Here is a 22,264-nt window from a genome sequence, read left to right as displayed (position 1 = left end):
GAGATCCGGGAAATAGCGCAGCGTCTGCGCGAGTTCCAGCGCGGTCTGCTTCGAGGAGCGCATCAGATAGATCGGCACCTGGCAGGCCACGGCGTAGCCGGCCGCGGTCAGCCAGATCGGCCCGATGCGCTCCTTGCGCACCAGCGACACCGCCAGCGCGCCGGCCAGCACCAGCCAGCCCAGCGCCATCACCGACGGCGGGGGCGTCGCCCAGGGGGAGGCCGGTGCCCAGCGGTCCCAGTGCCACGGCCCGCCGGCCAGCCCCGGCACTATGCCGTGCGTGATCGATCGCATCAGCAGCCGTCCCGTCATCGACAGGTCGGAACTCCACCGCCGCTGATTGACGACGGCCAGATAGAGCACCACCCAGGCGGCGGTGAGCGCCAGCGCCGCGATCCACAACCGCGCCCCGGCCCGCCACACCGTCGCCAGCGCCGATGCGATGGTCCGATGACCCCGCACGTAGCACAGCAACGCGGCCACCCCGAACGCGACGAACGGGATCACCGCGGCCTTCTCGAAGAACAGCAGCCCGCCGAAGTAGACCAGCACCCCGGACACCGCGTAGCGCCCATCGCCCGTGCGCACCAGCAGGATCGCGTCGGCGCTCACCCAGGCCAGCGCCGCCAGCATCGGCAGCGAGTTGAGCGCCGCCGCCCACCAGGCGAACCCGGGCACGGCCAGCGGGGTGAACAACGCGAACGTGAGCGGGATCAGCAGCACCGGCCGCCAGCCGAGGATGACATGCAGCGCGCGCAACAACGCCAGCGACGCCAGCAGTTGCAGCGCCAGCAGGCTGATCGCCGGCCACGTCCAGTCCAGTGGCGCCAGCCGGATGATGGCGCCCGCGAGCAGAAATGCCCCCGGCATGACGTGCCCGTCATGATCGTGGAACAGATACGACGGCGCGAGCAGATTGTGCGTGCCGGCCTGGCCGATCAGAATCAGGTCGTCCCAATAGAAGTAGCCACCGAACGCCAGCGCCGCGCGCACCGCCAGCTGCACCGCGATGAGCGCGGCGGCCGCGGACGCTATGTATGGTGGGCCGGTGCGTGCACTGGTTACCGGGGCGGCCGGATTCATCGGCTCGACGCTAGTCGACCGTCTGTTGGCCGACGGCCATGCGGTGGTGGGGCTGGACAACTTCGCGTCCGGCCGCGCGAGCAACCTCGAGCACCTGGCGGGCAACCCGGCGCACGTCTTCGTCGAGGCCGACATCGTGACCGCCGATCTGGAGGCCATCCTCGACGAGCATCGTCCGGAGGTGGTGTTTCACCTGGCCGCCCAGATCGACGTGCGGCACTCGGTGGCCGACCCGCAGTTCGACGCCTCGGTCAACGTCCTCGGCACGGTGCGCCTGGCCGAGGCCTCGCGCAGGGCGGGGGTGCGCAAGGTCGTGCACACCTCCTCGGGCGGATCCATCTACGGCATCCCGCCGCGGTACCCCACACCCGAGACTGTGCCGACCGACCCTGCTTCGCCCTATGCCGCCGGAAAGGTGGCCGGCGAGATCTACCTGAACACCTTCCGCCACCTGTACGGCCTGGACTGCTCGCACATCGCGCCGGCCAACGTCTACGGGCCCCGTCAGGACCCGCACGGCGAAGCCGGTGTGGTGGCGATCTTCGCCCAGGCGCTGCTATCGGGCAAGCCCACCAAGGTTTTCGGCGACGGCAGCAACACCCGTGACTATGTTTTCGTCGACGACGTGGTGGATGCATTCGTCAAGGCGTCCGGTGACGCCGGCGGTGGGCAGCGCTTCAACGTCGGCACCGGGACCGAAACCTCGGACCGGCAACTGCATTCGGCGGTGGCGGCGGCCGTCGGGGGGCCCGACGACCCGGAATTTGCGCCGCCGCGTCTCGGCGACCTCAAACGGTCCTGCCTCGACGTCAGTTCAGCCGCAAAGGTTTTGGGCTGGCGCCCGGAGGTCGAGCTGGCCGATGGTGTGCGCCGGACGGTGGAGTACTTCCGGCAACTGAGCTGATGCCGAACGCCAGGACGCTACTCGGGCGCCTGCGCGGAATCCATCGCGACCGCCCTGGCCAGTCGCGCGTAGCGCAGCTCTAAATCCTTGAACCGCATGTACGTACTGAGCGTCGTGAAACAGAACGCCATGATCAGTGCGTAGAGCATCAGGTCGGTGCCGCGGCGTACCCCGAACCACTGCGCCACGACGGTGGTGTCGTCGGGCCGCAGCACGGCGTAGATGCCGGCCAGCACGAACACCACGTAGCCGACCTTGACCCAGGCCCGCGACCGCGCGTTGCGGCGCGACCGCAGCAGATAGACCAGCAGCGCGACGATCGATCCGATCAGCAGTACCTGGATCCAGTTCATCGTCCGGTCCTTTCATCTCCGATCATCTCGGAATCCTCCCTCGCAGGAACCCGTCGAAAATGATGTTGACGCCGTTGAGCAAGGGCTGCCCCTTCGACCTCGAGTATTCGGTGTAGAGCACCTCGACCGGTTCCTCGGCGACGCGCCAATGGTTTTCGTCGATCAACATGACGAACTCGTTGGCGTGGCTCATGCCGCTCATCGTGATGTCCAGCCCGTCGGCGACCTTCTTGTTGAACGCCCGCAGCCCATTGTTGGTGTCGGTCAGTCCGAGTCGGCGACCGCGCCGGCTCAACCGCGCGGCGGTCTGCAGCACGACCCGTTTCACCAGCGGCGGCCGGGCGACCTGCCGGGTGCCGAACCGGGTCCCGATGACCACGTCGACGTCCCCGGCGAGCAGCCTGTCGACCATCGCGGCCAGGTCTTTGACGCGATGCTGGCCGTCGGCGTCGAACGTGGCGAAGATTTGGGCCCCGGGCTGTTTGCGGGCGTACTCGACGCCGGTCTGGATGGCCGCCCCCTGCCCGAGGTTGATGGGATGCCGAACCAGGTGAGCTCCGGCCCTCCGGGCGATCTCACCGGTGCCGTCGGTGCTGCCGTCGTCCACGCAGACGACGTGGTCGAATACCGAGCGCACATCGGCTATCACCGCGGCGATGACAGCTGCTTCGTTGAAGGCGGGAATGACGACCCAGACGACCGAATATTGTGTTTCCGTACCCATCTAAGCCCACAAGGTACACGCTGGTGCAGGCCAGATCAGCTCGTTGCGCGTGCGGCGCGCGACAGCGCCACCAGATGGACACCGATTCCCACCAACGGCCCGCACAACAAGCCGACCACGGTTCGGGTCGGCAGGGACAGCGGCAGCAACAGCAACAAACCCGACGCGACCGTGGCGCCCACCCAACCCAGCGAGTAGGCGCGGTGCAGCGCGGCGGCCACCGTGGCGGCTCCGGTCAGCGTCAGCATGGCGATCGCCACCGCGGCCCCGGTCAGCCACGCAAGCAGAGCGCTGCCGGCGTGGTATTGCGGCCCGAAGGCGACCCGCAGCAGCCAGGGGCCCACCGCGCCCGCGGCCAGCACCCCGACCGCGCCGACCGCCGCGACGATCCCGGCCGGCGCGATCAGCGCACGAATCCGGTCGCTGCGCTGATCGACGAAATGCGCAATCAGGTTGCCCTGCATGGCCGTCAGCGGCACCAGTAGCGGCGCGCGGGTCAACGTGACGGCCAGGATGATCACCCCGCCCTCGGCGCCGAGCTCGGCACTGGTCAGCTTCAGCAGCACCGGAAATCCCATCACCAGGATGGCGCTGGCGCCGGCCGCGGTGATCGAATGCGCGGCACCCCGCAGGAACGTCGCGGTGCCGCCCGGGGTGAGCAGGCGGGCGGCCGCTCGGGTGGCGGGCGAGGCGACCAGCAAGATCAGCCAGGCGACCGCGCCCGCGACCGTCGCCCATAGGAAGCCGGTCAGATGCCAGCCCAGCGCCACGGTGGCCGCGGCGATCGCGACCCGGATGACCGCGTCGGTCACCATCAGCGCCCCGTACTGGGTCCACTGATTGATGCCGGCCAGCATGCCGAGCAGGGTGGTGTGCACGCAGAAGCCGGCCAACCCCACGCTGAGCAGTGCCACCGACAGCCAGCGCGCCTCGACGAATACCCGTGCGCTCCACAACGGCGCGGTCCCGGCGATCACGACGGCCGCGGCCACGCCGATCAGCACGGCGACCCGCAGCGGGTGGGTGCGCTTGGCCGGGGCGACAACGAGGGAGGGTCCCCCAACCGAGCAAGCGCGGACCTCGCGGGTGGTTTCTTGGAGCAGGCCGAAGGCGGCCCCGCTGACCAGTCCGAAGGCGCCCCAGAACACCCCGAACACCGAGAAGCCACTTGGTGCCAGGTCGCGCGCCGCAAGGTAGATCACCCCGTAGCCACACAGAGCGGTCACGGCCGTGGCGGTGCCGACCCGCGCCATGCTGCCGCGCGCCACCGGCCCCTGTGAGGCGCTGATTTCGGTCATCGGGGCAGCGCTTTCAGCGGACCGCGCCGATGTATCGCCACAATTTGAAAATAGTAAGTGTCCCCACCGATCGCCGGGCGTGGCGATCAGGTTCGCTAATGTGAGCGGCTGTCGGAAAGGACCCATGGCCGCCTACCGCATCTTCGGCATCTCCCTGTTGCTCACGGTGGTGGCCCTTGCGCTGGGGTACGCGCACGGCGGCCTCGAGGACCTTTTTCTGCTGCTGGTGTTGGCCGTCCTCGAGGTGTCGCTGTCGTTCGACAACGCCGTCATCAACGCCACGATCCTGAAGCGGATGAGCCCATTTTGGCGGCAGATGTTCTTGACCGTCGGGATCGTCATCGCGGTGTTCGGGATGCGCCTGTTGTTCCCGTTGCTCATCGTGTGGGCGACCGCGGGTATCGGGCCCGTTCGCGCGATGGAACTGGCGCTGCATCCGCCGCCGCACGGCGCGCTGGAATTCCCGGACGGCTCGCCGAGCTACGAGAAGATGATCGTCTCCGCCCATCCGCAGATCGCGGCGTTCGGCGGGATGTTCCTGCTGATGCTGTTCCTGAATTTCCTCTTCCATGATCGAGATATCAAGTGGCTCAAATGGATTGAGGTTCCCTTCGCCCGCGTCGGGAGGCTCGGTCAGGTGCCGGTGGTGGTGGCCGGCGCCGCGCTGGTGCTGGTCGGCTCGCGCTTGACGCATTCGGCCGACGAACGTGCCACTGTGCTGACCGCCGGAGTGCTGGGCTTGGTGACGTACCTGGTGGTCAACGGTTTGAGCCGCGCGTTTCGACCGGCCGTCGTCGAGGACATGACGGCCGGCGAGGCGGTCGGCAGGGCCGGTTTCACCCTGTTCCTTTATCTCGAGGTTCTCGATGCCGCGTTCTCGTTCGACGGGGTCACCGGCGCCTTCGCGATCACGTCGGACCCGATCGTCATCGCGCTGGGGCTGGGATTGGTGGGATCGATGTTCGTCCGGTCCATCACCATCTATCTGGTCAAGCAGGAAACCCTGGACCGGTACGTGTACCTGGAACACGGCGCGCACTGGGCGATCGGTGCGCTGGCCGTGATCATGCTGGGATCCATCGACCCGCGGTTGCAGGTTCCCGAGGCGGTCACCGCCTCGGTGGGGGTGACCTTCATCGGGGCGGCGCTGGGCTGGAGCCTGCTGCGCAACCGGCGCAAGACCCGCTCGTCACCATCGGGCTAGTGGTGATCGCAAGCGCGGCGAAGCCGGGCGCCGCGGGTCGCCACCATCGCGCTAGTGCCCCTCGGCCTTGAACCGCTCCACCGAGCGCTGAATCTCGGCCTCGGCGTCCGCGCAGCCCACCCAGTCCGCCGCCTTGACGAACTTGCCCGGCTCCAGATCCTTGTAGTGGACGAAGAAGTGCTTGATCACGTCCAGCTCGAACTCCGGCACGTCGCCGATGTCCTGGATGTGGTCCCACCGGTGGTCGCCGGCCGGCACGCACAAAACCTTGTCGTCGCCGCCCTTTTCGTCGGTCATCCGGAACATGCCCACCGGGCGGGCCTCGACGATCACCCCGGGAAACACCGATTGCGGCAACAGCACCATCGCGTCCAGCGGATCGCCGTCCTCGCCGAGGGTGTCCTCGATGAAGCCGTAGTCGGTCGGGTAGCCCATCGCGGTGTAGAGGTAGCGGTCCAGACGTAACCGTCCGGTCTCGTGATCGACCTCGTATTTGTTCCGCTGGCCCTTCAGGATCTCGATGGTTACGTCGAATTCCACCGTGTCGGCTCCTTGTCTGTTGGGCAGGCCAATTTTGCTCTGCTACACCCTAGTCGAGCCCGTCGCCGCCGATTCGGCAGAATGGGTTCAGACAGTCAGGAGAGTGATGGCCCGTACTCGCTGGCAAAAATCCACCCCAGTGTTCATCGGGTTGGGCGTGCTGGCGTTCGTCGCTGCTGTGGTGGTGGCGGCAACGTTTTTCACCACGACCGGGCACGGCGCGGGCAGCGCGCGCGCCCCGATCCCGCCTCCGCACGCCCCCACCGTCAAGCCCGGCATGGTCCCGGTGAGCGAGACCGCCGAGTTACCCAGCGGGCTCGGCGTGAGCGCCGCGCTGGCGCCGGTGGCGGGCGACCCCAACCTGGGTCGGTTGGGCGGCCGGATCACCGACGCCATCACCGGAAAAGAGCTGTGGCAGGTGGCGGACGCCATGCCGTTGGTGCCGGCGTCGACCAACAAGGTGTTGACCGCGGCCGCCGCCCTGCTGACGTTGGACCGGCAGGCCCGGATCAGCACGCGGGTGGTGGCCGGCAGCCAGAACGCCCAGGGGCCCGTCGTACTGGTGGGGGCCGGCGATCCGGTGTTGTCCGCGGTGCCGCCCGGACAGGACACCTGGTACCGGGGCGCGGCCCGCATCAGCGACCTCGTCGAACAGATCCGGCGCAGCGGGGTGACCCCGACCGCGGTGCAGGTGGACACCTCGGCGTTCAGCGGGCCGACGATGGCGCAGGGCTGGGATCCCGCCGACGTCGACAACGGCGACATCGCGCCGATCGAGTCGGTGATGATCGACGCCGGACGCATCCAGCCCACCACGGTCAACTCCAGACGTTCCCGGACGCCGGCGCTGGATGCCGGCCGTGAGCTGGCCAAGGCGCTGGGCCTGGACCCGGCCGCCGTGACGATCACGACGGCGCCATCCGGAGCGCGCCAGCTGGCCGTTGTCCAGTCGGCGCCGTTGGTCCAGCGCCTGTCCGAGATGATGGACCACTCCGACAACGTGCTGGCCGAATGCATCGCGCGCGAGGTGGCGGCCGCGATCAACCGGCCGCGCAGCTTCGCCGGCGCGGCCGACGCAGTGACCAACCGGTTGAGCACCGCCCACGTCGACACGGCGGGCGCGGCGCTACTGGATTCCAGCGGGCTTTCGGTCGACGACCGGCTGACGGCCAAGACCCTCGACGGGGTGCTGCAGGCCGCCGCCGGGCCGGACCAGCCCTCGCTGCGGGCGCTGCTGGATCTGCTTCCGATCGCCGCCGGCAGTGGGACCCTGGGCGACCGGTTCACCGACGCCTCGACCAGCCAGGGCCCCGCCGGCTGGTTGCGGGCCAAGACCGGCTCACTGACCAACATCAACGCACTGGCCGGGGTGCTCACCGACCGCAGCGGTCGGGTGCTCACCTTCGCGTTCGTCTCCAACGACGCGGGCCCGAACGGCCGCAACGTGATGGACGCGCTGGCGACCCGGCTCTGGTTCTGCGGGTGCTCATGACGCCGGCGCCGGAGCTGACTCTGGGCACCGCGGTCGATTGGCGATTCGCGGCCACGGTCGGCCGGCGGCTGGCCCGGCCGGGCCCGCCGTCCAGCGACTACACCCGGCGCCAGGTGATCGACGAACTCGTGGGCGCGGCCGCCAAGGCCGAACCGCTGGTCCGCGACGTCACCGGCCTGGTCACCGACGGCGCCGTGCCCGCCGCCCGCATCGTCGACCGCCCGCAGTGGATCGCCGCGGCGGCCGAATCGATGCGGGTGATGATGAACGGCGCCGAGGAACCGCGCGGGTTTCTCACGGGCCGGGTCACCGGCGCGCAGACCGGCGCCGTGCTGGCGTACGTCTCCTCGGGGATCCTCGGCCAATACGACCCGTTCGCCAGTGCGAATGGGGCTCGGACCGGCTGCCTGCTGCTGGTGTATCCGAACGTCATCGCCGTCGAGCGGCAGCTTCGGATCGAGCCTTCCGATTTCCGGCTGTGGGTCTGCCTGCACGAAGTCACCCACCGGGTTCAGTTCACCGCCAACCCGTGGCTGCCCGATTACATGTCGCAGGCGCTGGGCCTGCTGACCCGCGATGCCGGTGACGACCTGGGGGAGATGGTGAGCCGGCTCGCCGACTACGCCCGCAATCGCGGCAATCCGGCGTCGGAAGCCGACGCCAACCCGGCGGGCATCCTCGGTCTGGTGCGCGCGGTGCAGTCCGAGCCCCAGCGGCGGGCCCTGGATCAGTTGCTGGTGCTGGGCACGCTGCTGGAGGGCCACGCCGACCACGTCATGGATGCGGTCGGCCCGATGGCGGTGCCGTCGGTGGCCACCATCCGGCGCCGCTTCGACGAGCGCCGCCACCGCAAGCAACCGCCCCTGCAGCGCTTGCTGCGCGCACTGCTGGGACTCGACGCCAAGCTCAGCCAATACACCCGCGGCAAGGCGTTCGTCGACCACGTGGTGGGCCAGGTGGGAATGGCGCGATTCAATGCCATCTGGACGGGCCCCGAAACCCTTCCCCTGCCCATCGAAATCGAAGAACCGCAGCGATGGATCGACAGGGTGCTGTAGGCCGGCTGCGCGCGGCGGTCGAGGCGTTCATCACGGCGCATCTCCCCACCGTCGACCAATGGTGCGTGGCGCTCTCCGGTGGTCCGGATTCGTTGGCGCTCACCGCGGTGGCGGCCCGGCTGCGGCCCACCACGGCGGTGGTGGTGGACCACGGCCTGCAACGTGACTCGGCCGACGTCGCCGAAACCGCCCGGGCGCGCGCCATCGCACTGGGATGTATTGGGGCACAAGTCGTTCGGGTGCAGGTGGGCAAGGAAGGCGGCCCCGAAGCGGCCGCGCGCGCTGCCCGCTACGCCGCGCTGGCCGCCTACCACGACGGTCCGGTGTTGTTGGGCCACACGCTCGACGACCAAGCCGAGACGGTGCTGTTGGGGTTGGGCCGGGGGTCCGGCGTGCGTTCGATCGCCGGGATGCGCCCCTACGATCCGCCGTGGTGCCGGCCGTTGTTGCAGGTAAGGCGAGCCGTGACGCACGACGCATGCCGGGAGCTGGGACTGACGGCGTGGCAGGATCCGCACAACAGCGACCGCCGTTTCACCCGGACCCGGCTGCGTACCGAGGTGTTGCCATTGCTGGAGGACGTGCTCGGCGGGGGCGTCGCCGAGGCGCTGGCCCGCACCGCGACCGCGTTGCGGGAGGACTCCGAGTTGATCGACACGCTGGCCGCCCGGGCGCTGCCCGAGGCCAAGGCGGGGCCGGGGCTTCGGGTATCGGTGCTGGCGACGCTGGATGCTCCGGTTCGGCGCCGCGTGATCCGGGCCTGGCTGCTGACGGGCGGTGCAACCGGGCTGACCGACAAGCAGATTCGCGGCGTGGACGCCCTCGTTACGGCCTGGCGCGGCCAGGGCGGGGTGGCGGTGGGCTCGTCCCTGCCTGATGAGAGGTTGTTTGCGGGCCGTCGTGACGGCGTTTTGACGTTCTGGCGCGAACCGGTCGGAAAACCGGTCCTCTAGCCGCAATAGCGGGGCCGCCGTTGGTTATTCGCACGTCGGCGTGGCACTCTGTGGTCGTGGCCCAGATCTCCTCGGCGATCACTCCCGCTCAGCCCGCGGAGCTCTACCCCGGGGATATCAAGTCTGTCCTGCTGACGACGGAGCAAATTCAGGCGCGAATCGCCGAACTCGGCCGGGAAATCGGGGAGAGCTACCGCGAAGCCGCCGCCGAGACCGGCCAGGACCTGCTGTTGATCACGGTGCTGAAGGGCGCTGTGATCTTTGTCACCGACCTGGCCCGCGCGATCCCGGTGCCAACCCAATTCGAATTCATGGCCGTCAGCTCGTACGGGTCGTCGACGTCCTCGTCGGGCGTGGTGCGGATCCTCAAGGACCTGGACCGCGATATTCAGGGCCGCGATGTGCTGATCGTCGAGGACGTGGTCGACTCGGGTCTGACCCTGTCCTGGCTGCTGCGCAACCTCACCACGCGGCATCCACGGTCGCTGCGGGTGTGCACGCTGTTGCGCAAGCCTGACGCGAAGGGTGCCCACGTCGACATCGCCCACGTGGGCTTCGATATCCCCAATGACTTCGTCGTGGGGTACGGCCTCGATTACGACGAGCGCTACCGCGACCTGTCCTACATCGGCACCCTGGACCCCAGGGTCTACCAGCAGTAGTTTGGGCCCCGATTCGTCGGGCTCAGTCCAATGGCGGCGACCCGCTGCGCCCGGCTTCACCGCGCTTGCGGTCGCCGCTAGTCCAGCTCCCACACCGCGGTGACCGAGAAGTTCACGGTCTGCTGGCCGGGTTCCAGCGGGACCATCGAAGGCATGGCCCGCGGCGCCCCGACCGGTGGGGCGTTGCCGGTGGCCTCCGAGATGGACAGCACCCTGCCCAGCCGCAGTCCGGACAGCTGCGCGTACTGCTCGGCGCGGCTCTTGGCGTCGTTGAAGGCCCGCGACCGGGCATCCTTGACCAGCTGCGAATCATCGGCGATGGAGTAGCGGACCGACCTGATCCGGGTGGCGTCTCCGCCCGCGCCGACGATGAGGGCCAGCAGCCGGGACGCGGCGTCGGGCGGGTGGATCTTGACGGCGATGGCGTTGGTGGCGCGGTACCCGGTGATGGCCGCCGAGCCGCTGGGCTCGGGGTTGTTGTATTGCGGCGCCACGGTGACCTCGGTGGTGCTGATGTCCTTGTGGTCGATGCCCGCGCCCACCAACGCGTTGATGACCGCCTGTTGACGGTCGTTGGTCTCGTTCATCGCGGCGGTGACGTCGGGTGCCGCGAATTCGATGCCGACGTCGGCGGTCAGGGTGTCCGGGACGCCTTGAACCTGACCGGTACCCAAAACCGTTACCTGCCGGGGGTTTGCCCCGGGCTGTGACGGGCTGTGCTCGTCGCACGCCGATGCCGCGGTGATGGTGAGGCCCGCCGCGGCCACCGCGATAGATCGGCGGACAAAGCTCAAGGCGTTGGGTGCGACCGGCATGCCTGGAACCCTAGCCGCTGGGCGGCCGGCTGTGTTGTGGATTTCGGTGCCGGTGCGCCGCGGCGGGATCGACGCTGTGGGCGGTGACGCCGGCGCCGGGATTGTTGGTAATGCGAATACTGCTGTCTAACAGACTGTTTGACATCGGGCACCATGATGACGGGGGTGGCGATCAGCAACGGCGATTTCGGGGGCGCGTCAAACGGGTGGATCGTCGGGCAAGGGCTGCAGGCCGGTGGGTCGGGTTTCCAATCCGGCGGCAGTTCTTCGGGTTCTCGGGGATCGTTGACCCAGGTGCAGTACGGGCTGGTGCTCGGCGTTCCCTTGAAGAGGAAAAGCATGTCGCGCGCGTGTGGTTTCGGAATTTGCGCGCCCGTGTGATTCGCGCGCTTCGTTGTCGCGATCGGCTTGGCCGGCTGGGTGCCGGGGCCGCGCACGCCGGGGCGCGCGGCTGGGCAAACAGATCGGCGCCCGCCGGGGAGGTCCGATACGTGCTGCCGGTCGGTGACGTCCAGATCACGGTGCCGTCAGCCAATTGCTCGTCACGCTATCCTCCGAAGGTTTTCAGCCGATGATGTTGGCGACACAGGCATTTGAGGTTCTCGGCCATCGTGCGTCCGGACCCGGCTGACAAGTTTCAGGGCGTGACGAGGACCTTGCAGTGCCGCTCCGGGTCGGCGAGGTCGTCGAACGCCGCGCCGACCGCATCCAGGCCCACCTCGCCGGTGATCAGCGGGCTGGCGTCGATGTCTCCCTCCGCTAGCGCGCGCAGCGATTCGCCGAACTCCTCGGGGGTGTAGGCGAGCACGAATTGCACGTTGATCTCTTTGGCGATCGCGAAAAAGGGGTGCACGGTGTCGGGTTGCATGCACACCCCTGCGACCACCAGGCGGGTGCCGGGGCGCGCCCGAAGCAGCACGTCGTCGATGATGCCGGGCACGCCGACGGCCTCGAACACTACTGCGGGCTTGACGCTGTCGAAGGGTGACCCCTGCGCCGGATCCAGGGTCTGGTGGGCTCCCATCGCGGTGGCCAGCTCGCGCCGCTTGGGCGAAAAGTCTGATGCCACAATGGTTTCGATCCCCTTCGACTGAAGGGCGGCGACGATGGCGATCCCGATCGGGCCGCAGCCGAGCACCAGGGCCGTCTCACCGGGGGAGATGTTCGACTTGTTGACGGCGTGCAACCCCACCGCCATGGGCTCGGTCAGGGCCGCATGTTTGAAGTCCAGGCCGTTGGGGATGGGAAGCAGCAGCGGCGCCGACAGCAGCATCCGTTCGGAGTAGCCGCCAATTGTGCTGTTGCTGTACACGATCGGCTCGACACCCTTGGTGGACAGCAGCACCGGCAGCGAGGTGACCAGGGTGCCCGGCGGATGGGTCTCGGTGTCGGGACCGGCTTCGAGTATCTCGGCGCTGAATTCGTGACCCATGAAGATGTCGTGGTTCAGGTCGATGTGCATGCCCCCCGTGCCACCCGCCGCCCGATCGGTCATTTCCAGCACCTGGGCGCCGTGGGCGGCGAAATGCAAATCGGAGCCGCAGATCCCGCACGCCCGCACGCCGACAAGCACCTGGCCGGCTTCGGGTATCGGGTCGGGCACGTCGTCGCGGTAGACCATACGGCCGTCGCGCAACACCGAGGCGCGCATCAGTGCACCGCATCCTTCTGTTCGTCCACGTGCTCGGTGATGGCCTTGACCACGGCCTCGCCGGCCCGGCCGATCAACTGGTCACGCTTGCCTCTGGCCCAGTCATGCGATGCGCGGGACGCTTCGAGCTGCCGTTTGAAGTGCGGAATCACCTTGCGCGCCATCAGGTCATAGCAGTGATGCGTCGCCTCCGGGGAGGCCCAATCATGGCCGAGCATCAGCAGGGTTCCGAACCCACCGGAGCGGTCGAGCAAGTCTTCGATGTGGGCGATCGCGTCCTCGGGTGTGCCGATGCAGCAATTTCCCTTGGCCGCATAGTCCGCGACGAACTCGTGTGGCGTCTGGGTTCCTTCGACGCTGTTGGCCAGCGGGACGAACCCGGCGGCGCCGAAGTAATTCGCGAAATCCTGTAGCCCGTAAGTGCAATCGTCGATGGCCTGCTCACGGCTGTCGGCGATGTGCATGATGCTCAGGACGCGCCAGTCGCCGCGGTCCGGCTCGTCCCGGCCGGCCTTGGCGGCCTGTTCGCGGACCACGTCCCAGGTGGTTTCCAGCGCCGCGTAGCCGCCGGGCACCGACATCGACAGCGACAGCAGCGAGGTGCCAAGCGCACCGGCCAATCGGGGCCCCGACGGCGAAATCATCGCCGCGGTGGAGATTTCGGGGTAAGGCCAGGTGTAGGGCCGGATATGCAACTGCGCGTCGCGCAGCGTGAACCAATCGGAGTGACGGTCGATTCGTTCGGTGGGTGCGGCGCGGAACAGCGCCAGGATGGCATCGAGGGATTCCTGCATCATCCGTCGCTGCTCGACGGGGTCGATACCCATCATGTAGGCATCCGAGGGCAGTGCGCCGGGCCCGGTGCCGAACATGACCCGGCCGCGGGTCAGGTGATCCAGCAGCACCCATCGATCGGCCACCATCAGCGGATGGTGATAGGGCAGCGACACCACTCCCGTGCCCAGCCGGATGTGTTTGGTCCGCTCGGCCGCCGCGGCGATGAAAACCTCCGGGCAGGCGATCAGCTCGTAGCCACCGGAGTGGTGCTCGCCGAACCACGCTTCGTCGAAGCCGAGCCGATCCAGCGCCACGACGCGTTCCATGTCGTATTCCAGTGCCACAGTGGGCGATTGACCGACAGGGTGAAACGGTGTGATAAAGACACCAAAACGCAGGGGCACGCTCATCGAAGCTCCAATCCGTTGAGGAATTCCAGTAGGGCCGCATTCACTTCGTCGGGGCGCTCCTGCTGCAGCCAATGCCCGGCGCCGTCGATCATCACCTGCCGGTACGGTCCGGAGATCGCTTCGGAAGCGCGGTCGGCGCGGGTGAACGACAGGACGGGATCGGCCGTCCCGCCGATGAACAAACACGGGACCGGGATCTTGGCGCCGTCGAGTTCGGGGGTGGTTTCCCAGTTGCGGTCAAAATTGCGATACCAGTTCAGGCCGCCGGTAAAGCCGGTCCGCGAGAACTCGGCGATGTAGTGCTCGAGCTCGTCCTGGCTTATCCACTCCGGCAGGCCGTCGGGTTCGGGAAGGCGTTCGATGAAACCCTCCGGCCCCGGGGCCACCATCCGCAGGCCCGCGGCCTTGTCGCCGGATGTCCGTAAACCGCCCATCATGCGTCGCATCACTTGCGCGGGATCGGCATTCAGTTCGGCGTCGGCGACGCCCGGCTCCTGGAAGTACAGGATGTAGAAAAAGTTCTCGCCGAACGTTTTGCGCCACGCCTGGGTGGGTGCCAGGCGCGGGCGGGGCGTCACCGGCACGCTGAGCGCGGCGACGGCCGCGACGCGGTCCGGGTGCAGCAGCGGAGCATTCCACACCACGGCGGCCCCCCAGTCGTGCCCGATCCACACGGCGCGCTCGGCGCCGACGTCGTCCAGCAGACCGACCAGGTCGGCTGTCAACTGGTGAATGTCGTACGCCTCGACGGCATCCGGCCGGTCCGAACCGCCGTAGCCGCGCTGATCGGGTGCCAGCACGTGGTAGCCGGCGTCGGCGAGGACGTCTATCTGGTGACGCCAGGAGTAGGCCAATTCGGGAAAGCCGTGGGCCAGGATCACCACGGGCGCGCCGCGGTCACCTGCTTCGCTCACCCGCAGCCGCACGCCGTTGGTATCTACTAACCGTTGGGTTGGGAGCACCGTCTCACCAAAGCACAACGGTTGCGGACTGAGAAGGGCCTGGGCCCGACGGCTTGTACGAATAGCGTCCGCTTGGGCACCAAAAGGCCGGAACACCGGAATACTCGAGTCATGCGGTTGGACCATGTCGTGCTCTGGACGAACAATTCGCGTCGCTCGATGGACTTCTACACGCGCGTGGTCGGGCTGGAACCGGTCCGGTTTGCCGAATTCGAGGCCGGCGACGCGCCTTTCCCGAGCGTGCGCATCTGTGCGGACTCGATCATCGACTTGATGCCATCGGAAAACGTTCCGGGTACCGAAACTTTGACCCGGGTCGAAGGCAGCGCCGGCCATCGGGTCAACCATGTCTGCCTCGCGCTGTCCAAGGCCGAGTACGACGCGCTGGACCGGCGTCTGCAAGCCGAAGGCGTGGATACCAGCGCGCGCTTGAACCGGAGCTTCGGTGCGCGGGGCTGGGCGCCGCAGGGATTCTATTTCGCCGATGCCGACGGCAACGTGGTCGAGGCACGCTACTACGACTAGGCCGCGGGGCGCCGAGTCGGGAACCGCCCGTCGTTAACTCGGCAGGATGTGGTGACCCGCTGCGCCCCGGCTCTGCCGGAGCTGGCGATCACCACAGGCGGTAGCCTTGACTTTTCCAGCTGCGTGTATATCGGGGAAGGACCTGGCCAATAAGGCCGATGATTGATGAACCGGAAAAACGTTATTCGCACCATCACGGCGATTGCTGTCGTGGTGCTGCTCGGCTGGTCGTTCTTCTACTTCAGCGACGACACTCGCGGTTATAAGCCCGTCGACACGTCCGTGGCGATGTCCCAAATCAACGGCGACAACGTCAAGAGCGCACAAATCGATGACCGCGAACAGCAGCTGCGCTTGACCCTGAAGAAGGGCAACGGCGACACGGACAATTCCGACAAGGTCATCACCAAATATCCCAGCGGGTATGCGGTCGATCTGTTCAACGCCCTGAGCGCCAAGAACGCGAAGGTGAGCACCGTCGTCAACCAGGGCAGCATCCTGGGCGAGCTGCTCGTCTACGTCCTGCCGCTACTGCTGCTGGTGGGGCTGTTCGTGATGTTCTCGCGCATGCAGGGCGGCGCCCGGATGGGCTTCGGATTCGGCAAATCGCGCGCCAAACAGCTCTCCAAGGACATGCCCAAGACCACGTTCGCCGACGTCGCCGGCGTCGACGAAGCGGTCGAGGAGCTTTACGAAATCAAAGACTTCCTGCAGAACCCCGGTCGCTACCAGGCGCTGGGCGCCAAGATCCCCAAAGGCGTGCTGCTCTACGGGCCGCCCGGGACCGGTAAGACCCTGCTGGCCCGCGCGGTGGCCGGCGAGGCCGGTGTTCCCTTCTTCACGATCTCCGGCTCGGACTTTGTCGAGATGTTCGTCGGCGTCGGAGCGTCCCGGGTACGCGACCTGTTCGAACAGGCCAAACAGAACAATCCGTGCATCATCTTCGTCGACGAGATCGACGCGGTGGGCCGCCAGCGCGGCGCGGGCCTGGGCGGCGGGCACGACGAGCGTGAGCAAACGCTGAACCAGTTGCTGGTCGAAATGGACGGGTTCGACCCGCGGGCCGGCGTCATTCTGATCGCGGCCACCAACCGGCCGGACATTCTGGACCCGGCGCTGCTGCGGCCCGGCCGCTTCGACCGGCAGATCCCGGTGTCCAACCCGGACCTGGCGGGTCGCAAAGCGGTGCTGGAGGTGCACTCCAAGGGCAAGCCGATCGGCCCGGACGCCGACCTGGCCGGGCTGGCCAAGCGCACCGTCGGCATGACCGGCGCCGACCTGGCCAACGTCATCAACGAGGCGGCGCTGCTCACCGCCCGCGAGAACGGCACCGTGATCACCAGCGCCGCGTTGGAAGAGGCGGTGGACCGGGTGATCGGCGGGCCGCGCCGCAAAGGCCGCATCATCAGCGAGCAGGAAAAGAAGATCACCGCCTATCACGAAGGCGGCCACACCCTGGCGGCCTGGGCGATGCCCGATATCGAGCCGATCTATAAGGTGACGATCCTGGCGCGCGGCCGCACCGGCGGTCACGCGGTGGCGGTGCCGGAGGAAGACAAAGGACTGCGGACCCGCTCGGAGATGATCGCGCAGTTGGTGTTTGCGATGGGTGGGCGCGCCGCCGAGGAACTGGTCTTCCGGGAGCCGACGACCGGCGCGGTGTCAGACATCGAGCAGGCCACCAAGATCGCACGCGCGATGGTCACCGAATTCGGGATGAGCTCCAAACTCGGTGCGGTCAAATACGGTTCGGAACATGGCGACCCGTTCCTGGGCCGCACCATGGGAACGCAGCCGGACTACTCGCACGAGGTCGCCCGCGACATCGACGACGAGATCCGCAAGCTGATCGAGGCCGCGCACACCGAGGCGTGGGAAATCCTCACCGAATATCGCGACATCCTCGACATCCTCGCGGGCGAGCTGCTGGAAAAGGAAACCCTGCACCGGGCCGAATTGGAAGGCATCTTCTCGGGCGTCGAAAAGCGGCCGCGACTCACCATGTTCGACGATTTCGGTGGCCGCATCCCGTCGGACAAGCCGCCGATCAAGACACCCGGCGAGCTGGCCATCGAGCGCGGCGACCCGTGGCCGCCACCCACCCCCGAGCCGGCCTTCAAGGCGGCGATAGCACGGGCCAGCGAAGCGGCCGCGGCCGCACGGCTGGAGGCCGACAGAAACGCCAACGGCGGCAACGGTTCTCATGGAAGCCAGGGAGCCCAGCCCGGACAGGGCGAGCAGCACGGCCCCACCCAGCCCGACTACGGCGCGCCGGCCGGTTGGCGTGCGCCGGGATGGCCGCCGCCGGAGCAGCCGCGCCAGCCGCAGCAACCGCAGCAGCAACCGAACTATTGGCATCCGCCGGCACAGCCTGGGCAGCAGCCCTATTGGCAGCAACCGGCGCGCAGCTACCCCGGCCCGCAGACGCATCCCGGCCAGCAGGGCCACGCGGGCAACCAGCAGGGGTACCCGGGCCAGCCGGGCGGACCCGGTCGTTCCGGTCGGCCGGGTCAGGTACAGCAGCCGTACCCGCCGTATCCGCCGTATCCCCCGCCGGGCCAGCCCGCCCCGGAGGGTGGCTCGCCGGACCGGCAGGATGACGACGTAAGCCGGTCCAATCCGCCGGCCCACGGCTGAGCAAACGGAGGATTCGATGGCACTGCCGGACACCGCGATGCGCCAGATGCGGGTATTCGACCAGGAGCGTGCCGAGGCCGCGGTCCGCGAGTTGCTGTACGCGATCGGCGAAGACCCGGACCGGAACGGCCTGCGGGAAACCCCGGCCCGCGTAGCCCGCGCCTACCAGGAGATGTTCGCCGGGCTCTACACCGACCCCGACAGCGTGTTGAACACCATGTTCGACGAGCAACACGACGAGCTGGTGCTGGTCAAGGAAATCCCGCTGTACTCCACGTGTGAACACCACCTGGTGTCGTTCCACGGGGTGGCCCACGTCGGCTACATCCCGGGTGACGACGGCAGGGTCACCGGCCTGTCGAAGATCGCGCGGCTGGTCGACCTGTACGCGAAGCGACCCCAGGTGCAGGAGCGGCTCACCAGTCAGATCGCCGACGCACTGATGAACAAGCTCAATCCGCGCGGGGTGATCGTCGTGGTCGAGGCCGAGCACCTGTGCATGGCGATGCGCGGTGTCCGCAAGCCCGGAGCTACCACGACCACGTCGGCGGTGCGCGGTCTGTTCAAAACCAACGCCGCTTCTCGAGCCGAAGCGCTCGACCTCATCCTGCGTAAGTGAGCCTGGCGCCTGTGCAGGTAATGGGAGTTCTGAACGTCACTGACGATTCGTTCTCCGACGGCGGTCGCTATCTCGACCCCGACAAAGCCGTGGCACGGGGACTGGCGTTGGTCGCCGACGGTGCCGGCATCGTCGACGTCGGAGGGGAGTCGACGCGGCCCGGGGCCACTCGCATCGACTCCCGTGTTGAGACGTCACGTGTCATCCCTGTCGTGAAAGAACTTTCGTCACAAGGCATTACGGTGAGTATCGACACCATGCACGCCGATGTCGCCCGGGCGGCGCTGTGCAGCGGCGCGCGGATCGTCAACGACGTGTCCGGCGGCCGGGCCGATCCCGCCATGGCGCCGCTACTGGCCGAGGCGAAAGTGCCCTGGGTGCTGATGCATTGGCGATCGGTCTCGCTCGAGCGTCCGCACGCTGCCCCGGACTACCGTGACGTGGTCGCCGAAGTGCGCGCCGAACTGCTCGCCAGCGTCGACGCCGCGGTGTCCGCCGGCGTCGATCCCGCCCAGCTGATGATCGATCCCGGGCTGGGATTCGCCAAGACGGGACAACACAATTGGGCCCTGCTGCACGCCTTGCCGCAATTGGTCGGCACCGGAATTCCGGTACTGCTGGGCGCATCGCGCAAACGGTTTCTCGGTACCTTGTTAGCCGGGCCCGACGGTTCTCCGCGACCGCCCGATGGGCGCGAAACGGCGACCGCGGTGATTTCCGCGCTGGCCGCGCTGCACGGGGCCTGGGGGGTGCGGGTGCACGATGTGCGCGCCACGGTCGATGCGCTCAAGGTCGTGGTGGCGTGGAACGACGAGATGCACACTGAGCTGGCTGGAGACGATGGCTGATCGAATCGAGTTGCGCGGGTTGAAGGTTCGCGGACAACACGGAGTTTTCGACCACGAACGCGCGAACGGGCAGGACTTCGTCGTCGACATCACGGTGTGGATCGACCTGGCCCGTGCCGGCGCCACCGATGACCTCGCCGACACCTACGACTACGCCGCGTTGGCTCAGCTGGCGGCCGGTGTCGTGGCGGGCCCCCCGCGCAACCTGATCGAAACCGTCGGGGCCCAGATCGCCGACCAGGTGATGGACGACGAACGCGTGCACGCCGTCGAGGTGGCGGTGCATAAGCCGCAGGCCCCGATCCCGCAACAGTTCGCGGACGTCGCGGTGGTGGTGCGGCGGTCGCGACGCGGCGGGCGCGGTTCGGTGGTCCCCGCATGACCCGCGCCGAGGCCGGGATCGGCCAGGGGCGCCCATGACTCGCGTGGTGTTGTCCGTCGGCTCGAACCTGGGTGACCGGCTGGCGCGGCTGCAGTCGGTCGTCGACGGGCTGGGCGAGGCGGTTCGCGCCGTGTCACCGGTGTACGAAACCGACCCGTGGGGCCGGGTGGATCAGGCCCCGTTTTTGAACGCGGTGCTGATCGCCGACGACCCGGTCTGCGACGGGCAGGGCTGGCTGGCCCGGGCGCAGGAGTTCGAGCGGGTGGCGGGCCGGGTCCGCGGCGAGCGCTGGGGCCCGCGCACGCTCGACGTCGATCTCATTGCGTGTTACGAAGCCGGCCACGGGCAAACGGAGGTGACCTCCCGGGAGAACAACCTGACCCTGCCGCATCCGCTGGCCCATCTACGGGCCTTCGTGTTGATCCCGTGGCTGGCCGTCGACCCGGACGCGCGACTGACGGTGGCCGACGGGCCGCAGCCGGTCGCCGGCCTGCTCGCCCAGCTGGAAGACGTCGACCGCGAGGGTGTCCGGCCGACCAGCCTGACGCTGAGACTGAACGGATCGAACGGAACAGCCCCGGCCGATCGGGGGCCCGGGGCCTGATGGGACCCACCCGCAAGCGTGACCTGGCGGCCGCGGTGGTCGGCGCGGCCGTGGTGGGTTACCTGCTGGTCAACGGCCTGTACCGGTGGTTTCCGCCGATCACGGTGTGGACCGGGCTGTCGCTGCTGGCGGTGGCGATCGCCGAGGCGCTGTGGGCGCGCTACGTGCGCGCCAAGATCAGCGACGGCGAGATCGGGCCCGGTCCCGGCTGGCTGCATCCGCTCGCGGTGGCACGCGGCCTGATGGTCGCCAAGGCGTCGGCCTGGGTGGGGGCGTTGACGCTGGGCTGGTGGGTCGGGGTGCTGGTGTACTTCCTGCCGCGGCGCTCCTGGCTGCGGGCCGCCGCCGAGGACACCTCCGGAACGGTGGTGGCGGCCATCAGCGCGCTGGCGTTGGTGGTTGCTGCGCTGTGGCTGCAACATTGCTGCAAGTCCCCGCACGATCCGACCGAGCATGGCGAGGGCGCGGAAACTTAGCCGGGGATCACATCGCGCATCAACCCACGTGAGAATCGCCGGAGTCGGGCGACACGCGGATTGACCTCGCGCAGGTACAGTCAGGCCATGACCGTTCTGTCCCGCGGCGCCCGGGTTCGGCGCGGCGGCCGCAGGCCGGGGTGGGTGCTCTTGACCGCGTTGCTGGTCCTCGCGATAGGTGCCAGTTCCGCATTGGTTTTCACCGATCGGGTGGAACTCCTCAAGCTCGCTGTGATCCTGGCGCTGTGGGCCGCAGTCGCCGGCGCCTTCGTTTCCGTGCTCTATCGCCGCCAAAGCGATGCCGACCAAGCCCGCGTCCGCGACCTCAAGCTGGTGTACGACCTCCAGCTCGACCGGGAGATTTCTGCCCGGCGGGAATACGAACTGACGGTGGAGTCCCAGCTGCGTCGCGAGCTGGCCTCCGAGCTGCGCGCCCAGGCCGCCGATGATCTGGCCGAGCTGCGCACGGAACTGAGCGCGTTGCGCACCAGCCTGGAAATTCTGTTCGACACCGACCTCGCGCACCGCCCGGCCCTCGGAACGGTCGAGGCGGAGCCGCAACCGGAGCGCGCCTACAGCGAGTGGGGCCGCAACGGCGAGAGCCCCCGCGACAACCCCGTCGATTGGGTGTCCAGCGACCGGGTCACCTCGGTGCCCCAGGGCAACCCGCACGGCCGCGCCGACGAGACGGCCATCATCGACGTGCCCGAAGAACCCCTGCTGCCGCCCCGGCAGCCGCCACCACCCCGGCCGGCGCGGCCAAGCTACCAGTATGAACCGGCCCCTGAACCCGCCTACGCCGCGCCGCCGGAGCCCACGTACACCGCCCCGCCGGAGCCGCGGTTCGAGCCTCGTCACCAACCGCCCCCGCCGCCGGAACCCGAACCGCAGCCCGTGTCACGGCCGGAACCGGAACCGCAGGCGGAACGGCAGCGCCAGGAGTGGCAGCCGGTGACCGCCGAAGGACTGTGGTCGCCGCCCGGGGCACCGGGCAGCAACTGGGCCGGCGCCGACTCCCCCGGGGAATCGGCGGGCGGACGGCGGCGCGCGCGGCATTCGGGCCTCGATGAATCCCGCGACGAATCCCGGGACGCCTTGCCGGTCGAGCCGGTGCCCCCACCGCCCCCCTACACCGAGTCCGGTCGCCGCGCACCGTCACGCCACTCGTCGGAATACCGCGACTACGGTGTGCGCAATGTCGCTCCCGGGGGCGAACCGCAGGCCGCGGCACCGCCGGCCGCGGCACCGCAGCACCAGGGGCCGCCCGCCGGCGCGCCCCCGCCACCG

General features: G+C 68.4%; 22 protein-coding genes and 2 pseudogenes. 14 read left to right on the top strand and 10 right to left on the bottom strand.

The window, feature by feature from the left end:
- Positions 1-1,083 (bottom strand): annotated as a pseudogene (locus tag Q0W90_RS14305) (hypothetical protein); the annotation flags it as partial.
- Here Q0W90_RS14305 and Q0W90_RS14300 point away from each other — a divergent pair.
- The gene (locus Q0W90_RS14300) at positions 1,049-1,987 is read left to right on the top strand and encodes an NAD-dependent epimerase/dehydratase family protein (protein ID WP_297598951.1); all 939 of its coding nucleotides are present in this window, start codon (positions 1,049-1,051) and stop codon (positions 1,985-1,987) included. The pseudogene Q0W90_RS14305 and the gene Q0W90_RS14300 overlap by 35 nt on opposite strands.
- Before the next feature lie 17 nt (positions 1,988-2,004).
- Here Q0W90_RS14300 and Q0W90_RS14295 read toward each other — a convergent pair whose 3' ends face one another.
- Genes Q0W90_RS14295 through Q0W90_RS14285 form a run of 3 tightly spaced genes read right to left on the bottom strand, consistent with a single transcriptional unit; the run spans position 2,005 to position 4,362 of the window.
- Positions 2,005-2,340: a DUF2304 domain-containing protein gene (locus Q0W90_RS14295; RefSeq protein WP_297598953.1), complete on the bottom strand. Its 336-nt coding sequence runs from the start codon at positions 2,338-2,340 to the stop codon at positions 2,005-2,007.
- Between the two features lie 22 nt (positions 2,341-2,362).
- Positions 2,363-3,064 carry a glycosyltransferase family 2 protein gene (locus tag Q0W90_RS14290; RefSeq protein ID WP_297598954.1) on the bottom strand — a complete coding sequence of 234 codons (702 nt, stop codon included), beginning with the start codon at positions 3,062-3,064 and terminating at the stop codon, positions 2,363-2,365.
- Positions 3,065-3,099: 35 nt separating this feature from the next.
- Positions 3,100-4,362, bottom strand: a complete 1,263-nt coding sequence (locus Q0W90_RS14285; protein WP_297598956.1) for a hypothetical protein — start codon at positions 4,360-4,362, stop codon at positions 3,100-3,102.
- A 124-nt stretch (positions 4,363-4,486) separates the two neighbouring features.
- Here Q0W90_RS14285 and Q0W90_RS14280 point away from each other — a divergent pair, with 124 nt between their 5' ends.
- Entirely contained in the window at positions 4,487-5,566 is a 1,080-nt protein-coding gene (locus Q0W90_RS14280; RefSeq protein WP_297700231.1) for a DUF475 domain-containing protein, read from the top strand.
- Between the two features lie 51 nt (positions 5,567-5,617).
- Here the strand turns inward: Q0W90_RS14280 and Q0W90_RS14275 are convergent, their stop codons facing one another.
- Positions 5,618-6,106 carry an inorganic diphosphatase gene (locus tag Q0W90_RS14275; RefSeq protein ID WP_297598960.1) on the bottom strand — a complete coding sequence of 163 codons (489 nt, stop codon included), beginning with the start codon at positions 6,104-6,106 and terminating at the stop codon, positions 5,618-5,620.
- 106 nt (positions 6,107-6,212) lie between these two features.
- Here Q0W90_RS14275 and dacB point away from each other — a divergent pair, with 106 nt between their 5' ends.
- The 4 genes from dacB to hpt are packed head-to-tail and all read left to right on the top strand — an operon-like array spanning position 6,213 to position 10,271.
- Positions 6,213-7,598 (top strand): D-alanyl-D-alanine carboxypeptidase/D-alanyl-D-alanine-endopeptidase, encoded by a 1,386-nt coding sequence (dacB, locus tag Q0W90_RS14270; protein WP_297598962.1) that lies wholly within the window; start codon positions 6,213-6,215, stop codon positions 7,596-7,598.
- Positions 7,595-8,656 carry a zinc-dependent metalloprotease gene (locus Q0W90_RS14265; RefSeq protein WP_297598964.1) on the top strand — a complete coding sequence of 354 codons (1,062 nt, stop codon included), beginning with the start codon at positions 7,595-7,597 and terminating at the stop codon, positions 8,654-8,656. The genes dacB and Q0W90_RS14265 overlap by 4 nt, the downstream gene beginning before the upstream one ends.
- Entirely contained in the window at positions 8,635-9,609 is a 975-nt protein-coding gene (gene tilS / locus Q0W90_RS14260; protein ID WP_297774936.1) for a tRNA lysidine(34) synthetase TilS, read from the top strand. Before Q0W90_RS14265 ends, tilS begins: the two co-directional genes overlap by 22 nt.
- Before the next feature lie 50 nt (positions 9,610-9,659).
- Complete coding sequence (hpt, locus tag Q0W90_RS14255; RefSeq protein ID WP_297598968.1) at positions 9,660-10,271, top strand: hypoxanthine phosphoribosyltransferase; 612 nt, start codon at positions 9,660-9,662, stop codon at positions 10,269-10,271.
- A 77-nt stretch (positions 10,272-10,348) separates the two neighbouring features.
- Here the strand turns inward: hpt and Q0W90_RS14250 are convergent, their stop codons facing one another.
- From Q0W90_RS14250 to Q0W90_RS14230, 5 genes and pseudogenes are all read right to left on the bottom strand, one after another.
- The gene (locus Q0W90_RS14250) at positions 10,349-11,086 is read right to left on the bottom strand and encodes an SIMPL domain-containing protein (protein WP_297598970.1); all 738 of its coding nucleotides are present in this window, start codon (positions 11,084-11,086) and stop codon (positions 10,349-10,351) included.
- A 198-nt stretch (positions 11,087-11,284) separates the two neighbouring features.
- A pseudogene (locus Q0W90_RS14245) lies at positions 11,285-11,714 on the bottom strand (HNH endonuclease); the annotation flags it as partial.
- A gap of 9 nt (positions 11,715-11,723) precedes the next feature.
- Positions 11,724-12,737, bottom strand: coding sequence for a zinc-binding dehydrogenase (locus Q0W90_RS14240; RefSeq protein ID WP_297598972.1), 1,014 nt, complete (start codon positions 12,735-12,737; stop codon positions 11,724-11,726).
- The gene (locus Q0W90_RS14235; protein WP_297598974.1) at positions 12,737-13,924 is read right to left on the bottom strand and encodes an LLM class flavin-dependent oxidoreductase; all 1,188 of its coding nucleotides are present in this window, start codon (positions 13,922-13,924) and stop codon (positions 12,737-12,739) included. The genes Q0W90_RS14240 and Q0W90_RS14235 overlap by 1 nt, the downstream gene beginning before the upstream one ends.
- Positions 13,921-14,886 (bottom strand): alpha/beta hydrolase, encoded by a 966-nt coding sequence (locus Q0W90_RS14230; RefSeq protein ID WP_297598976.1) that lies wholly within the window; start codon positions 14,884-14,886, stop codon positions 13,921-13,923. The genes Q0W90_RS14235 and Q0W90_RS14230 overlap by 4 nt, the downstream gene beginning before the upstream one ends.
- Positions 14,887-14,997: 111 nt before the next feature.
- Here Q0W90_RS14230 and Q0W90_RS14225 point away from each other — a divergent pair, with 111 nt between their 5' ends.
- From Q0W90_RS14225 to Q0W90_RS14190, 8 genes are all read left to right on the top strand, one after another.
- On the top strand, positions 14,998-15,411 hold the full coding sequence (locus Q0W90_RS14225) for a VOC family protein (RefSeq protein ID WP_297774933.1): 414 nt from the start codon (positions 14,998-15,000) through the stop codon (positions 15,409-15,411).
- A 165-nt stretch (positions 15,412-15,576) separates the two neighbouring features.
- Complete coding sequence (ftsH, locus tag Q0W90_RS14220; RefSeq protein WP_297774931.1) at positions 15,577-18,048, top strand: ATP-dependent zinc metalloprotease FtsH; 2,472 nt, start codon at positions 15,577-15,579, stop codon at positions 18,046-18,048.
- Between the two features lie 16 nt (positions 18,049-18,064).
- Positions 18,065-18,667 carry a GTP cyclohydrolase I FolE gene (folE, locus tag Q0W90_RS14215; protein ID WP_297599982.1) on the top strand — a complete coding sequence of 201 codons (603 nt, stop codon included), beginning with the start codon at positions 18,065-18,067 and terminating at the stop codon, positions 18,665-18,667.
- Complete coding sequence (gene folP / locus Q0W90_RS14210; protein WP_297599979.1) at positions 18,664-19,515, top strand: dihydropteroate synthase; 852 nt, start codon at positions 18,664-18,666, stop codon at positions 19,513-19,515. Before folE ends, folP begins: the two co-directional genes overlap by 4 nt.
- On the top strand, positions 19,508-19,897 hold the full coding sequence (gene folB / locus Q0W90_RS14205; protein ID WP_297599977.1) for a dihydroneopterin aldolase: 390 nt from the start codon (positions 19,508-19,510) through the stop codon (positions 19,895-19,897). Before folP ends, folB begins: the two co-directional genes overlap by 8 nt.
- Positions 19,898-19,931: 34 nt before the next feature.
- The gene (folK, locus tag Q0W90_RS14200) at positions 19,932-20,501 is read left to right on the top strand and encodes a 2-amino-4-hydroxy-6-hydroxymethyldihydropteridine diphosphokinase (protein ID WP_297774928.1); all 570 of its coding nucleotides are present in this window, start codon (positions 19,932-19,934) and stop codon (positions 20,499-20,501) included.
- Positions 20,501-20,977 (top strand): DUF3180 domain-containing protein, encoded by a 477-nt coding sequence (locus Q0W90_RS14195; protein ID WP_297599949.1) that lies wholly within the window; start codon positions 20,501-20,503, stop codon positions 20,975-20,977. Before folK ends, Q0W90_RS14195 begins: the two co-directional genes overlap by 1 nt.
- Positions 20,978-21,064: 87 nt before the next feature.
- A partial coding sequence (locus tag Q0W90_RS14190; protein ID WP_297774926.1) for a DUF6779 domain-containing protein occupies positions 21,065-22,264 on the top strand: 1,200 nt, incomplete at its 3' end.

The organism is Mycobacterium sp. (assembly GCF_025933915.1).
Classification (GTDB): Bacteria; Actinomycetota; Actinomycetes; order Mycobacteriales; family Mycobacteriaceae; genus Mycobacterium.
This window is presented reverse-complemented; position numbering and strand designations above follow the sequence as displayed.

What these genes read in the sequence shown, in the direction of transcription:
- Q0W90_RS14295 (WP_297598953.1), bottom strand. Translation starts at nt 2,340, where the DNA reads ATGAACTGGATCCAGGTACTGCTGATCGGATCGATCGTCGCGCTGCTG.
- Q0W90_RS14290 (WP_297598954.1), bottom strand. Translation starts at nt 3,064, where the DNA reads ATGGGTACGGAAACACAATATTCGGTCGTCTGGGTCGTCATTCCCGCC.
- Q0W90_RS14285 (WP_297598956.1), bottom strand. Translation starts at nt 4,362, where the DNA reads ATGACCGAAATCAGCGCCTCACAGGGGCCGGTGGCGCGCGGCAGCATG.
- Q0W90_RS14280 (WP_297700231.1), top strand. Translation starts at nt 4,487, where the DNA reads ATGGCCGCCTACCGCATCTTCGGCATCTCCCTGTTGCTCACGGTGGTG.
- dacB (WP_297598962.1), top strand. Translation starts at nt 6,213, where the DNA reads ATGGCCCGTACTCGCTGGCAAAAATCCACCCCAGTGTTCATCGGGTTG.
- Q0W90_RS14265 (WP_297598964.1), top strand. Translation starts at nt 7,595, where the DNA reads ATGACGCCGGCGCCGGAGCTGACTCTGGGCACCGCGGTCGATTGGCGA.
- tilS (WP_297774936.1), top strand. Translation starts at nt 8,635, where the DNA reads ATGGATCGACAGGGTGCTGTAGGCCGGCTGCGCGCGGCGGTCGAGGCG.
- Q0W90_RS14250 (WP_297598970.1), bottom strand. Translation starts at nt 11,086, where the DNA reads ATGCCGGTCGCACCCAACGCCTTGAGCTTTGTCCGCCGATCTATCGCG.
- Q0W90_RS14240 (WP_297598972.1), bottom strand. Translation starts at nt 12,737, where the DNA reads ATGCGCGCCTCGGTGTTGCGCGACGGCCGTATGGTCTACCGCGACGAC.
- Q0W90_RS14235 (WP_297598974.1), bottom strand. Translation starts at nt 13,924, where the DNA reads ATGAGCGTGCCCCTGCGTTTTGGTGTCTTTATCACACCGTTTCACCCT.
- Q0W90_RS14225 (WP_297774933.1), top strand. Translation starts at nt 14,998, where the DNA reads ATGCGGTTGGACCATGTCGTGCTCTGGACGAACAATTCGCGTCGCTCG.
- ftsH (WP_297774931.1), top strand. Translation starts at nt 15,577, where the DNA reads ATGAACCGGAAAAACGTTATTCGCACCATCACGGCGATTGCTGTCGTG.
- folE (WP_297599982.1), top strand. Translation starts at nt 18,065, where the DNA reads ATGGCACTGCCGGACACCGCGATGCGCCAGATGCGGGTATTCGACCAG.
- folB (WP_297599977.1), top strand. Translation starts at nt 19,508, where the DNA reads ATGGCTGATCGAATCGAGTTGCGCGGGTTGAAGGTTCGCGGACAACAC.
- folK (WP_297774928.1), top strand. Translation starts at nt 19,932, where the DNA reads ATGACTCGCGTGGTGTTGTCCGTCGGCTCGAACCTGGGTGACCGGCTG.
- Q0W90_RS14195 (WP_297599949.1), top strand. Translation starts at nt 20,501, where the DNA reads ATGGGACCCACCCGCAAGCGTGACCTGGCGGCCGCGGTGGTCGGCGCG.